This window comes from Myxococcus dinghuensis (assembly GCF_024198235.1).
GTDB classification, from domain to species: domain Bacteria; phylum Myxococcota; class Myxococcia; order Myxococcales; family Myxococcaceae; genus Myxococcus; species Myxococcus dinghuensis.
The window spans coordinates 116,147-129,732 of the sequence record NZ_JAKCFB010000016.1 but is presented as its reverse complement, the minus strand read 5'-3'; the positions used below and the strand labels follow the sequence as shown (position 1 = coordinate 129,732).

Here is a 13,586-nt window from a genome sequence, read left to right as displayed (position 1 = left end):
AGCATGGCGCGCCCCAGGGACGGGCGTGCTCACGAGGGCTGACGACGCCCGAGCCTCCTCGGTTCCTCATCGCTTCAAGGATTGAGCTTCCAGGGCACGGTGACGGCGGGCTGGAAGCAGTGGACGTTGGCGAGGGTGCCCGCGCCCAGCTCCTGCACGACGCCCGCGCCGTAGCCTCGCGCCTGGCACCACCGGCTGACCTCGAGCTTGGAGTCCGTGGCGCCGAACGCGCCCGAGTTCGACGCGGGACCGAGCTGGTCCTTGGGCACGTCCTGGATGAGCCCCGCGTTGAAACAACCGGCCCAGGGCCGAGACGTCATCTCGAACAACTGCCCCGTCGTCCAGCCCAGGCTGTTGCAGAAGCGGTGGACGGCGGCCTGGCAGTCGAAGCCCTGCGAGACACGCTCGTCGACACAGCCGGCGTGGAAGCGGGTCAGCTCCTCGAAGGTGACGCCCAGGCTCTCGTGCTGGATGGGGCCGCAGGCGACGCTGACGTCGGTGGAGGTGGCCGCGGCGAGCGCACCGAGCAGCGAGATGGGCGGCCGGTTACCGATGAGCTGTTGGATGGTCTGCCACGTGTTGGTGCTGGTGGCGAGCGCGTCGCTCGCGCCCCGTTGCGCGCAGACACGGTGCATGGCGGAAGCGCACGCCAGCGAACCCAGGGCCGCGTAGGTGTTGCACGCGGGTTGTTGCTGGCTCATGCCGAACTGGCCCGCGCTCGGCGTCTCCTGGATGGCCTGGCCGCGGCAGTCCGCGCCAGGGGACGTCATGCAGACGCTGCGCGCCGAGCGGGCATGGCTGAAGAAGCGCACTTCGTCGATGGCGCCCCGGAACGAGCCCTCGCCGTTGGCGGGGCACGGCTCCGTGTTGAGGAGGGTGCCCGCGCCGATGGCCAGCGCGCCCGTGCCCAGCCGGAAGGTGCCGGGGGCCACGGGCAGCACGCGCCCGGTGGGCACGCCGTTGACGTACTCCCCGAACGCTCCGGTGACGCCGTCCCACGTATAGGCCAGGTGGGACCATGCCCCCACCGGCAGCGCCGGACTGCGGCCCAGCCGCACGCGCTGGCCGTTGATGACGAAGGACATCTGCACCGTGTCGTCGACCTCGTAGATGAGGTCGAGGGCGCCCGACTTCTGGACGAGGTAGCGGTAGGGGTTCCCGGTGGTGCAGCCCTGGTGGATGGTGGCGTCCGGCTTCACGGCGAGCTGCACGGTGAAGCCGCGCACGAACGCGCCCACGCCGGGGAGGGTGCCCGTGGCATCCGCGAGCGTGACGCCGAGCGCGCCGCCGCCGGGCAGCACCAGGGCCTTGCCCTTGCCGTGGGGCTCCCACAGCGACCCGGAGGACGCCTGCGTCACCGCGTTGCTCGCGGAGATGGACGCGGTGCCGACGAGGGTGCCGGTGAAGAAGCGGCCGGACAGGTCCGGCGTGCGCGTCAGGTCGTAGGCGCCCGCGCGGGTGACCAGCTCGTTCATGGGCAGGGAGAGGACGTGGAAGGGGTCCACCAGCTCGCCGATGTCCACCTCGTTGTAGTCCGCGGTGTTGCTGCCGAAGAGCGCGAGCACGTCATGCGTCTTGGTGACGGGCAGGTAGTGCGCGTCGTTGTTCGAGCCCGCCGGGAAGTTCTGCTCCGGGGCGCGCTCCTGCTCGAAGTTCCACATGGGGCCCGAGTAGAAGAGGTGCGCGATGTCGCTGCGGTCCGTGTTGATGGCGCCGTCGATGTGGTACGCGGTCCAGTTCGTGTCGGCCCCGATGAGGCTCACCGCCTCGCGCCGCGCGCCGTCCGTGTAGATGACGCCCGTGTACGTGACGTTGCGGCCCTCGTGGTCCACCCAGGCATAGGCGCCCCGGACCAGCGCGCCGGAGGTGGTCTCGCCGAACAGCTCACCCGTCGCCGCCTTCAGCTTCTGCCAGGAAAGGGGGTAGCGCTTCACGCCCGGGTTGGTGTCGCTGAACATCATGGAGAGCGGACGCGGCGTGCTCCACCCCGTGGCCGCGCACGGCGTGGCGTTGTACGCGTACACCAGGTGGTCGATGGCGCCGTCGTTGTTCGGCCCGCCCTGGAAGATGAGCAGGCGGCCGTCGGAGGTCATCGTCGGCTCGATGCCCCGGAGGCTCGCGCCGGTGACGGTGGTGAGGTACTCCACGGGGCCGGTGGTGAAGGACGAGATGTCCGCCTGCGCGGTGAAGGGCTGGGACACGCGCAGGTCCACGGTGCGCCGGCGGAAGCGGTTGGGCCCGTTGAACATCTGCGAGTCGAAGAGGTACGGCTGGTAGATGGCGAGCCCACCGGAGAGGAAGTAGGGCTGCGCGGCGTTGCCGAAACAGAACGCCAGCGCGTTCTCGCCGTTGGTCACCTGCGTGGTGCGTCCCGGCGAGAAGGCCGCCGCGAAGCCCGGCTTGCCCTGGGCGTCATAGGTCACCGCCTCCGGACGGAAGACCCGGGCCTGCCAGGTCGTCGTCGTCGTGGCCTGGTCCTCCCGGATGTTGCCGACGAAGACGCGCCCGTCGAGCGTGGACGAGTGTCCGTTCGCGCCGAAGGGCGTGGAGATGCGGGTGTTCACCAGGGACGGCCGCTCCGCGGCGAACGCGCCAGGGGTGGACCCCAGCAGGGCGAGAAGCGGGAGGGCCGCGCGGAGGACCCACGGGTTGCGACGAGGGATGGGCATGGAAGCTCCAGGGGAGATGGAGCTTGCTATTCTCGTTTTTCTTGAATGACGTGACGATGTCTGGAGATGTGTCGAGACGCGGTGGTGTCGCCAGAAAGTTGCGAGGCGGTCGGGCTTTCCTGGGGGCGCGTTGACAACGCGCGGACGGTGGGGCACCGTGTGAGGACTTCATGACGCTCCGGACCTCCATCGCCTGTTGCTGCTGTTGCGCACGTGCGGTGGGCACCTGTCCGCCAGTGGCCTGAGAGTCCCTGGTCGAGCCGGTCTGAAGAGCCCACTGCCCGCGAGGAAGTGGGCTCTCGGCTTTCTGGCTCCCCCGTGCCCCTTCCATCGCGACCCTCCCGACGCCGAGGTTCCGCATGGAAGTCGTTGCTGGCCGCAGTCTCACTCCCCTCGTGCTCGCCGCGGCGCTGCTGACCGGTCCGCTCGCGCGCGCCCAGTCGACCTCGCCTCCTCCCGTGGCGCCGTCGTCTTCCTCCGGTGTGGACGTCAAGGCGTCCCCCGAGGGCTTCATCCTCTCGTCGGCGGACAAGGCGTTCCTGCTCAAGCTGCGGGGCTATGTCCAGGTGGATGGCCGCTTCTTCGAGAGCAAGGCGGACCGCCCCGGCTCCACCACCTTCCTCATCCGCCGCGCGCGGCCGCTGCTGGAGGGCACGCTCTACAGCGTCTTCGACTTCCGCCTGCTGCTGGACTTCGCGGCCAACGCGCCACCGCTGTGGGACGCGTACGTGGAGTACCGCCCGCGCAAGGAGCTGCGGGTCCGGGCCGGGAAGTTCCGTCCGCCGGTGGGGCTGGAGCGCAACCAGTCCGGCATCAACACGCTCTTCATCGAGCGCGCGCTGCCCACGGACCTGGTGCCCAATCGCGACGTCGGGCTGATGGTCCACGGCGAGCTGGGCGGGGGCGTGCTCACCTACGCGGTGGGGGCCTTCAACGGCACGGCGGACGGGGCCAGCGCGGACACGAACCTGGATGACAGCTTCGACCTGGCCGCGCGCCTGTTCACCCATCCGTTCCGGGCCACGGGGCTCAAGTCGCTGTCGGGGCTGGGGCTGGGCGTCGCGGCGTCGCACGGGCAGCAGTTCGGGTCCGCGTCCACCACGGGCGAGGCGCCGCTGCGCACCATGGGGCAGCAGACGTTCTTCATCTTCCGCACCGGCGCGAGCGTGGCGGAGACGGTGGTCGCCCACGGCGAGCACACCCGCTTGTCGCCCCAGGGCTATCTCTACCTGGGGCCCCTGGGGGCCATGGCCGAGTACGTGTCGTCCTCGCAGGAGGTCAGCCTGGGCGCGCAGCACGCGCGGCTGCGGTTCGAGTCGTGGCAGGCCAGCGCGTCCTACGTCCTCTTCGGGGGCAGCGCGTCGTACGACGGGGTGAAGCCGACCGACCCCTTCGGGGGCGCGGGCAGCGGGTGGGGCGCCGTCGAGGTGGGGGCGCGCTACGCCGGGCTCGACGTCGACCCGGACGCGTTCCCCATCTACGCGGACCCGACGCGTTCGGCGCACAAGGCGCGCGGGTGGGGCGCCGTCGCCAACTGGTACCTCAACGGCAACATCCGCGTGGCCACCACGTACGACCACACCTCGTTCGCCGGGGGCGCCGTCGAGGGCGACCGCATCCCCGAGTCCGTCTTCATGTCCCGGTTCCAGGTGAGCTGGTGAGAGGCCCCGCCATGTCCTTCCGCGTCTCGTTCCCCCTGCTCGTCGTGCTGGTGCTGTCGGGCTGTTCGAAGTCCTCGGGTGACGCCTCCGCGCCCGTCACGTTGCTCAACGTCTCGTACGACCCCACGCGGGAGCTGTACGAGGACTTCAACACCGCCTTCGCGAAGCACTGGGAGGCGACCACGGGGAAGAAGGTCTCCATCCGGCAGTCCCACGGCGGCTCCGGCAAGCAGGCGCGGGCCGTCATCGATGGCCTGGAGGCGGACGTCGTGACGTTGGCGCTCGCCTACGACGTGGACATGCTCCACGACAAGGCGAAGCTGATTCCGGAGGACTGGCAGAAGCGGCTGGAGCAGAACAGCGCGCCCTACACCTCCACCATCGTATTCGTGGTGCGCAAGGGCAACCCGAAGGGCATCCGCGACTGGGATGACCTGGTGCGCGAGGGCATCTCCGTCATCACCCCCAACCCGAAGACGTCGGGTGGGGCGCGGTGGAACTACCTGGCGGCCTGGGGCCACGCGCTGCGCAAGCCGGGTGGCACGGAGGCCACGGCCCAGGCCTACGTGGAGAAGCTGTTCCGCAACGTGCCGGTGCTGGACTCCGGGGCGCGCGGCGCCACCACCACGTTCGCGGAGCGTGGCCTGGGGGACGTGCTCATCGCATGGGAGAACGAGGCCTTCCTGCTGACGGACGAGGTGGGGCGCGAGCGCTTCGAAATCGTCGTCCCGTCGGAGAGCATCCTCGCCGAGCCCCCCGTCGCGGTGGTGGACCACAACGTGGACAAGCGCGGCACGCGCGCGGTGGCGGAGGCGTACCTGCGCTACCTGTACTCGGAGGAGGGCCAGGAGCTGGCGGCCCGGCACCACTACCGGCCCCGCTCGGCCGCCGTCGCGCAGCGGCATGCCGCCCGGTTCGCCGACGTGAAGCTGTTCACCATCGACGAGGCCTTCGGCGGCTGGCGCAAGGCCCAGGCGGCCCACTTCGACGACGGCGCCGTCTTCGACCGCATCTACGTCCCACAGGCCCGCTGAGGCGCGCATGTCCTCTCCGCATCGCGTCCTGCCCGGCTTCCGCCTGTCGCTCGGGTTCACCTGGGCCTACGTGGGGTTGCTCGTCCTCATCCCCCTGTCGAGCCTCGTGCTGAAGACGGTGTCCCTGAGCTGGCCGCAGTTCTGGGACACCGTGACGGCGCCGCGCGCGCTCGCCGCGTACCGGCTCAGCTTCCTGGCGTCCTTCGCGGCGGCGCTCATCAACGTCGTGTTCGGACTCCTCGTCGCATGGGTGTTGGTGCGCTACCGCTTCCCCGGGCGGTCGCTGGTGGAGTCGCTGGTGGACCTGCCCTTCGCGCTGCCCACGGCGGTGGCGGGGCTGACGCTGACGACGCTGTTCTCGGCGAAGGGTTGGTATGGCCAGCACCTGGAGGCGCTCGGGCTCAAGGTCGCCTACAGCTCGCTGGGCGTGGCGGTGGCGCTGACCTTCATCGGGTTGCCCTTCGTGGTGCGCACGGTGCAACCGGTGCTGGAGGACATCGACGCGGACGTGGAGGAGGCCGCCGCGACGCTGGGCGCCACGCCGTGGCAGACCTTCTCCCGCGTGCTGTTCCCCGCGGTGCTGCCCGCGCTGCTCAGCGGCTTCACCCTGGCCTTCGCCCGGGCGCTGGGGGAGTACGGCTCCGTCGTCTTCATCTCCGGCAACATGCCCATGCGCACCGAAATCGTGCCGCTGCTCATCGTCACGAAGCTGGAGCAGTACGACTACGCGGGGGCGACGGCCATCGCCGTGGTGATGCTCGTGGCGTCGTTCCTGCTGCTGCTCGTCGTCAACCTGCTCCAGCGCTGGAGCCACCGCCGGCTGGAGACCCGGCCGGGGACCTGACGGACATGTTCGCTCCCTCCACACCCATGGCGCGGCGGCAGGCGCGCACGCTGGGCGGCTCGCCCTTGCTGCGCTGGGCGCTCATCGCGGTGGCGCTCGTGTTCCTGGGCGTCTTCCTGTTCGTGCCGCTGGTCGCCGTCTTCACCTTCGCGTTCCAGAAGGGCTCCGCGGGTTATCTCGCCGCCGTCTCCCATCCGGAGGCGCGCTCGGCCATCCTCCTGACGTTGACGGCCGCCGGAATCGCGGTGCCGCTCAACCTGGTGTTCGGCCTGGCCGCGGCGTGGCTCCTGTCGCGCTTCCGCTTCCCGGGGCGCGCGCTCCTGCTCACCCTCATCGACCTGCCGTTCAGCGTGTCCCCCGTCATCGCGGGGCTCATCTTCGTGCTGCTCTTCGGGCGCCAGGGGTGGCTGGGGCCCTGGCTGGCGGAGTGGGACCTGCACGTCATCTTCGCGGTGCCGGGCATCGTCCTGGCCACGGTGTTCATCACCCTGCCGTTCGTCGTGCGCGAGGTGCTGCCGGTGATGCAGGCGCAGGGCAGCGACGAGGAGGAGGCGGCGCTGACGCTGGGCGCCGGGGGCTGGCGCACGTTCCTCCGCGTCACGCTGCCGAAGGTGAAGTGGGGCGTGCTCTACGGCGTCATCCTCTGCAACGCGCGGGCGATGGGGGAGTTCGGCGCGGTGTCCGTGGTGTCCGGCCACGTGCGCGGCGTCACCACCACGCTGCCGCTGCACGCGGAGATTCTCTACAACGAATACGACTTCACGGGCGCGTTCGCGGTGGCGTCGCTGCTCACGCTGCTCGCGCTCGTGACGCTGGTGCTGAAGAAATACGTGGAGTGGAGGAGCGAGGCCTCATGAGCGTCGTCGTCGAGCAGGTCACCCGGAGGTTCTCCCCCGGCGGCAGTCCGGCCGTCTCGGACGTCTCGTTCCACGCCCCCACGGGCGCCATCACCTCCCTGCTGGGCCCCTCCGGCGCGGGCAAGTCCACGCTCCTGCGCCTCATCGCGGGGCTGGAAGCCCCCGACGCAGGTCGGGTCCACATCGACGGCGTGGACTGTACCCGGCAGCCCGTGCAGCAGCGGGGCGTGGGGGTCGTCTTCCAGAGCTACGCGCTCTTCCGGCACATGACGGTGCGAGAGAACATCGCCTTCGGCCTGGAGGTGCGGCGCCTGCCCCGGGCGGAGACGGAGGCCCGGGTGGACGAGATGCTGCGCCTGGTCCAGTTGGAGGCGCTGGGGCATCGCTACCCGGGGCAGTTGTCCGGTGGCCAGCGGCAGCGTGTGGCCTTCGCGCGGGCCCTGGCCATCCGCCCGCGGGTGCTGCTCCTGGACGAGCCCTTCGGCGCGCTCGACACGCGGGTGCGGGAGGAGCTGCGCGAGTGGCTGCACGCGCTGCACTCGCGGACCGGACTCACCACGCTGCTGGTGACGCACGACCAGGAGGAGGCGCTCGAAATCTCTCAGCACGTGGTGGTGATGAGCGAGGGGCGGGTGGCGCAGGCCGGCGCGCCCGAGGACATCTACAACCACCCGGCCTCGCCCTTCGTCGCGTCCTTCATCGGCGGCGCCAGCGTCCTGCGGGGGCGCGTCCAGGCAGGGAAGGCCGAGGTGGGCTCGCTCGCGTTGGACGTCCCCGCCGCCGCACGCGAGGGCGAGGCGGTGCATGCCTTCGTGCGCCCGCACGACATCAAGCTCGCCCGACACGAGGTCAGCACCCCTGGCCCCCAGCCCGTCACCGGTCGTGTCGCCCGGCTCAAGGCGGTGGGGGGCTTCGTCAAGGTGCTGCTCGCGCTCCCCTCCGGCGACGAAATCACCGTGCAGGTGTCGCGCTCGGAGTTCGACGCGTTGGGCCTCACCGAGGGGGACGCGGTGCGCGCCGACGTGCTCTCCGCCTCCGTCTTCGTGGGGGACTACGCCATCTGACGCGTGGGGCGCGTCAGTGGGGCTCCTCGAACGCCACGGACTCGTGGGGGCCCACCTTCCAAGGCGGCAGCGCCTCGCCCCGGCGCTGGGCGCGCACGCAGCGCCACAGCTCGTTGGCGTACGGCAGGGCGATGGTGGCGCCGATCGCCGTGAGGATGACCCGCAGATAGCCAGGTGGCAGTCGCCGCTTCTTCAAGGCGAAGCGCCACCGGCCCTTCCTCCCGCCCAGCCCCCAGATGGCCAGGAACTGGTCCCAGTGCAGGCAGACGATGGAGGACACCGCCATGAAGGGCAGCACCTCCAGGAAGCTGTGCGTGTGTTGCTCGCGGGGCTGAACGTCGCGCTGGTGGTTCACCGCGTAGGCCACGTCCGCGAAGGCGGTGGCCTCGTGGACGAGCGAGTGCCCCAGCATGAGGGAGAGCGTCAGCGGGTTGATCTCCATCAACAGTCCCATCAGCACCGGGACACCCACCTCCGTCATCATCAGACAATGGATGAGTGACTCGCCCGCGCCGCTGGTGTGCTCGATGTCCGTGCGCTTGTGCCACACCCAGTCCACCACGCCCGGCACCAGCCACGCCGGGAGCATGAAGTACAGGAGCACGCGCCGCGTCGCCGTCTCCGCGTCCGTGGCGCCCGTGGGCGTTCGCAGGACGGGGCGCCGCTCGTAACGGCGCGCGGTCCGCTTCAGCCGCGACCGCCAGTCCCGCCGCTTCCAGGGCAGGTCCACGTCGCCGAATACCGAGGTGATGGCCATGGCGCCTCCTTCCGAGCCGATGCGTCAGAAGCTACGCACCGTCCGCCTCCGGACAATCCATGCGCATCCAGGCGGAGGAGCCCCGGATGCCACGAGAGGAGGGGTGTCGATTCTTGAAATATCGGATAAGCGAGCAATCGCAGATTCGGCACATCTCTGAGGTGGACGACATGGTGGGACGACGCGAATCGCGGTGGGGGTGGCTGTGTGGGGCCCTGGTGCTGGCGGGCTGTGGTCGGGAGGCGGAGGTGCTCGCGCCCTCGCCGCTGGTGGAGCAGGTCCAGGAGGAGCGGGCCTACGACCCCGGCGCGGGGTGGACGCTGGCGTGGCAGGACGACTTCACGGGCACGAGCCTCAACACGGCGAACTGGAACGTGCTGACGAGCAACTACGACCCCGTCACGAACAACTGCAACTTCGGCACCGGGGAGCTGGAGTTCCCGCGCGCGCAGAACGTCACGGTGAGCGGTGGAAAGCTCATCCTCACCGCGGAGCGCACGTCGGACGGGCCCTACGATTCGCGGTGCGCCGGCTATGGCGCGCGTTCGTTCTATTCGGGCCGCATCCACACCAAGAGCAAGGTGGAGCGGCAATACGGCAAGCTCGTCGCGAGCATCAAGGTCCCTTCGGGTTACGGCATGTGGCCGGCGTTCTGGACGCTGGGCGCGAACATCTCCAGCGTGGGCTGGCCGCGCGCGGGGGAGATCGACATCCTCGAGTGGCACTCGGGTTCGCCTTCGTGGATGAAGGTCGCCACGCACTGGGCCGGTGGTGACTGGGGCGCGGGCGCGGACCGCGGGTATTCGCTGGCGGATGCGTTCCACACCTACGAGGTGGAGTGGTCCGCGAGCCGCATGGTGTTCCGGCTCGACAACGAGGTCCGCGCGACGGCGGACTACGCGCACAACGAGCCGGGCTTCCAGCAACCTCACTACATCCTGCTGAACCTGGCGCTGGGCGGGAACTGGTACGGAAACCCCGGGGCCGCCGCCATCGACCTGCCGACGGGGCAGCGCAAGACGATGGAGGTGGAGTGGGTGCGTTGGTACCAGCCGGGCGGGGGCTCGGGCGTCGCGCTGGCCAACCCGGGCTTCGAGGGCGGCATGAGCGGCTGGTCCACCTGGAGCCCCAACGGGACGGAGGCCGCGGACTTCAGCGAGACGTACAACGGGGGGCACTCCGGCAGCTACCACCTGTCCCACTGGAACAACGCCGCGCCCTTCGAGGTGTGGACGTTCCAGGCGGTGTCGGGGCTGGCGTCCGGCAGCTACAAGGTCCGCGCGTGGGTGCGCAAGGGCGGCACCTTCGACCTGGCGCGCATCCAGGCCAAGACGTGTCCGGAGTGCGCTCCGGCGTTCACGGAGCTGGGGACGTACGGCGCCTGGACGCTCGTGGAGTCACCCGCCATCTCCGTGACGGGGGGCTACCTCGAGCTGGGCTTCCACACCCGCGCCACCACGGGGAACGGCGCCAACTTCATCCACATGGATGACGTGGAGCTCGTGCGCTTGTAACCCCTCCGCGGGGGCGCGAGGTCGCCGTCCCCCTTCCGGGGGATGTCCGGTGATTCCTCCGGGAGATAATCCGGCGACTCGCGGGCCGCGCCCGGAGTGCGGAGACGGATGAGCGAGGCGGTGCTTCATCGTCGGCGACGTACCGGTGGTGGTGGGAGCGCGTGGCCCTGGCTCGCGCTCCTGCTCCTGGTGCCGTGGGGCTCCCCGCGCGCGCAGCCGCGAGAGCGGAGCATCGCGCAGTTCTATCACTCGCGCTGGACGGTGAAGGACGGGGCTCCCGGTCAGGTCTCCGTCATCGCGCAGACCCGCGACGGGTTCCTGTGGCTGGCCACGGGGGCGACGCTCTACACGTTCGACGGGGTCCGCTTCGAGCGCTTCGTGGCGCCGGATGGCCGCATGGTGGGACCCGTCAGCGCGTTGCTGCCCACGCCGGACGGTGGCCTGTGGATGTCGTTCACCCATGGGGGACTGGCCTTCCTGCGCGACGGGAAGATGACGCGCTACGGAGCGGGCGAGGGCCTCCAGAAGTCCTCCCTCATGTCGCTGGCCCTGGATGACGAGGGGCGGGTGTGGGCGGCGGGGCCGTTGGGGGGCCTCAACCTGTTCGAGGGCGGGCGGTGGACGCGACTGGGCGAGGCGTGGGGCGTGGTGGGCAACCGCGTCTACGCGCTGCTGGTGGACCGGGACGACGCGGTGTGGGCCGTCGTGGGCGACGCGCTCATGTACCTGGAGAAGGGCGGCACGCGGTTCCGCCCCGTGGGCGTCTCACTGCCGAAGTGGGGAGGGCGGCTGGTCCAGGGCCCCGACGGGGCCATCTGGGCGGCGGAGCTCCAGGGCCACGTGCGGCGTGTCGCCCTGTCCGGAGGCGTGCCTCATCCCCGGCAGGCCCGGTTGGAGGTCGAGTCCGCGGGCCTGCTGTTCGATCGCGAGGGCAGCCTGTGGGTGACGTCGCTGGGGGATGGCCTGCGACGGATTGCGTGGCACGAGCGCCTGGGGGACGCGTCGCCCGGGCGTGACGCCGCGGGCGTGGAGGTGTTCAGGGAGCGCGACGGGCTCAGCGCGGACTACGCGTGGCCCATCCTCGAGGACCGGGAGGGGACGCTCTGGGTGGGGACGAGCGCCGGGTTGGACAGGCTCCGCCGCAGCGTGCTGGTGCCCGCGGAGTTTCCGAGCGGCGCGCACGACTTCGCCCTGGCCGTGGATGGCGACGGCGCCGTGTGGGCTGGCACCACGAACCGGCCGCTGATGCGCCTGTCGAGCCACTCCGTGGAGACGCTCGAACTGGGCGCGGCCGTTCGAAAGGCGTACCGGGACGCGGAGGGTACGGTGTGGTTCGGCGCGGAGAACGGCCTGTGGCGCCTGGAGCGCGGGCGCCCCGTGCTCGCCACGGCCTACCCGTTCCCAGGGAACACGGTGCAGGTGCAGGCGATGGTCCGCGACGCGGAGGGCGCGGTGTGGGTCGCCTTCGTGCGGGAAGGGCTCTGGCGGTGGAAGGGCGGGACGTGGACGCCGATTGGCGACGCGCTCCGGTTGACCAGCCAGCCCCGCGTCATCGTCCTCGCGACGGATGCCCGAGGCCGCGTCTGGTTGGGGCACGACGCGGAGGCCGTCCGGATCGATGGCACGCAGGTGCGTCGCTGGGGCCAGGCGGAGGGGCTGGACGTCGGTGTCGCGACGTCGTTGTTCGTGGGGACCCGGGTGTGGATGGGTGGCGTCCAGGGGCTCGCGTACCTGGACGGCGAGCGCTTCCGGAGCCTCCAGGTGGAGCTGGCGGGGGAGACCCTTCGGGGCGTCTCGGGTGTGCAGGAGATGCCGGATGGGAGTCTCTGGCTCCACGCCGTCCCGGGCATCCTCCACGTGTCGGCGGCGGAGCTGTCCCGCGCCTTCGCACAACCGGACCACCGGGCCCGCGCCGAGCACTTCGACTTCCTGGATGGCCTGCCGGGGCGGCCCGCCCTGGTGCGCCCGCTGCCGACGATGGTGCAGGGGCCGGATGGACGGCTGTGGTTCGCGACGAGCAACGGCGTGGTGTGGGTGGACCCGGCGCGCATCCCCCGCAACCCGCTGCCGCCGCCGGTCGCCATCCGCCACCTGCGCGTGGACGGTGTGGACCTCCCGCTCGGGGAGGGGCTGTCGCTGCCTCGGCGGGCGGGGAACCTCGAGATCGACTACACCGCGCTGAGCCTCTCCATCCCCGAGCGGGTGCGCTTCCGCTATCGCCTGGAGGGCGTGGACGAGGACTGGCAGGACGTCGGGACGCGGCGCACGGCGTACTACTCGCGCCTGGAGCCGGGGCACTACCGCTTCCGCGTCATCGCCGCGAACAACGACGGCGTCTGGAACGAGACGGGCGCGACGCTCGACTTCTTCCTGCCCCCGGCCTTCTTCCAGACGGGGTGGTTCCGCTTGCTGTGCGGCGTGAGCGGGCTGGCCGTGGTGTGGGGGCTGTACCTGTTGCGGGTGCGGCAGGTGCAGGCCAACGTGCGCCGGTTGCTCGAGGAGCGTCACAGCGAGCGGGTGCGAATCGCGCGGGAGCTGCATGACACGCTGTTGCAGGGCGTCCACGGGCTGGTGCTGCGCTTCCAGTCCGCCGCGGAGATGATTCCTCCGGACCACCCGGCGCGCGTGTCCCTGGAGAAGGCGTTGGACCGCGCGGACGAGGTCATCGTGGAGGGGCGGGATCGGGTGATGGACCTGCGCGCGGCGACGGAGATGACCGAGGAGCTGGCCGCTTCGCTCGCCCGGGTGGGCGCCGCGCTCACGGAGGAGTACGACGTCGCGTTCCGCATGTTGGAGGAGGGGGCGGCGGTGCCGTTGGACGCGGTGGTGCGCGACGAGGTCTTCCACATCGGGCGCGAGGCGCTGATGAACGCCTTCCAGCACGCGGAGGCCGGGCGCATCGAGGCCGAGCTGACGTATGACTTCGGCATGCTGCGGCTGCGCATCCGCGACGACGGACGGGGCGTGGAGGAGGCCTTCCTCCGGGACGGTGGCAAGCCCGGGCACTGGGGGCTGTCCGGAATGCGCGAGCGCGCGCTGCGGATTGGCGCGCAGCTCGAAATCTGGTGCCGGGCGGGCGCGGGCACGGAGGTGGAGCTGCGTGTCCCCGCCAGCGTGGCGTACCCGGTCGCGCCCCGACGCAACTGGGCGGACTGGTTGCGGCGGCTCGTCGCCGGTGGGCGTTGA

9 protein-coding genes are annotated in these 13,586 nt (G+C 70.8%); 7 read left to right on the top strand and 2 right to left on the bottom strand.

Annotated features, from left to right (window positions below; genetic code table 11):
* Positions 1–74: 74 nt before the first annotated feature.
* Positions 75–2,669: a LamG domain-containing protein gene (locus LZ198_RS21750; RefSeq protein WP_253973947.1), complete on the bottom strand. Its 2,595-nt coding sequence runs from the start codon at positions 2,667–2,669 to the stop codon at positions 75–77.
* Positions 2,670–3,028: 359 nt separating this feature from the next.
* Here LZ198_RS21750 and LZ198_RS21745 point away from each other — a divergent pair, with 359 nt between their 5' ends.
* From LZ198_RS21745 to LZ198_RS21725, 5 genes are read left to right on the top strand one after another with little or no spacing between them, the layout of a single operon-like run.
* Complete coding sequence (locus tag LZ198_RS21745; RefSeq protein ID WP_253973946.1) at positions 3,029–4,330, top strand: OprO/OprP family phosphate-selective porin; 1,302 nt, start codon at positions 3,029–3,031, stop codon at positions 4,328–4,330.
* An 11-nt stretch (positions 4,331–4,341) separates the two neighbouring features.
* On the top strand, positions 4,342–5,364 hold the full coding sequence (locus LZ198_RS21740; RefSeq protein ID WP_253973945.1) for a sulfate ABC transporter substrate-binding protein: 1,023 nt from the start codon (positions 4,342–4,344) through the stop codon (positions 5,362–5,364).
* Between the two features lie 7 nt (positions 5,365–5,371).
* The gene (gene cysT / locus LZ198_RS21735) at positions 5,372–6,208 is read left to right on the top strand and encodes a sulfate ABC transporter permease subunit CysT (protein ID WP_253973944.1); all 837 of its coding nucleotides are present in this window, start codon (positions 5,372–5,374) and stop codon (positions 6,206–6,208) included.
* Positions 6,209–6,213: 5 nt separating this feature from the next.
* Positions 6,214–7,065, top strand: coding sequence for a sulfate ABC transporter permease subunit CysW (gene cysW / locus LZ198_RS21730; protein WP_253973943.1), 852 nt, complete (start codon positions 6,214–6,216; stop codon positions 7,063–7,065).
* Positions 7,062–8,129 (top strand): sulfate/molybdate ABC transporter ATP-binding protein, encoded by a 1,068-nt coding sequence (locus tag LZ198_RS21725; RefSeq protein WP_253973942.1) that lies wholly within the window; start codon positions 7,062–7,064, stop codon positions 8,127–8,129. Before cysW ends, LZ198_RS21725 begins: the two co-directional genes overlap by 4 nt.
* 13 nt (positions 8,130–8,142) lie before the next feature.
* Here the strand turns inward: LZ198_RS21725 and LZ198_RS21720 are convergent, their stop codons facing one another.
* Positions 8,143–8,886, bottom strand: a complete 744-nt coding sequence (locus tag LZ198_RS21720; protein WP_253973941.1) for a hypothetical protein — start codon at positions 8,884–8,886, stop codon at positions 8,143–8,145.
* A gap of 170 nt (positions 8,887–9,056) precedes the next feature.
* Here LZ198_RS21720 and LZ198_RS21715 point away from each other — a divergent pair, with 170 nt between their 5' ends.
* Together LZ198_RS21715 and LZ198_RS21710 are read left to right on the top strand one after the other, a co-directional pair.
* Complete coding sequence (locus tag LZ198_RS21715) at positions 9,057–10,400, top strand: glycoside hydrolase family 16 protein (protein ID WP_253973940.1); 1,344 nt, start codon at positions 9,057–9,059, stop codon at positions 10,398–10,400.
* A gap of 108 nt (positions 10,401–10,508) precedes the next feature.
* Positions 10,509–13,586, top strand: a complete 3,078-nt coding sequence (locus LZ198_RS21710) for a sensor histidine kinase (RefSeq protein ID WP_253973939.1) — start codon at positions 10,509–10,511, stop codon at positions 13,584–13,586.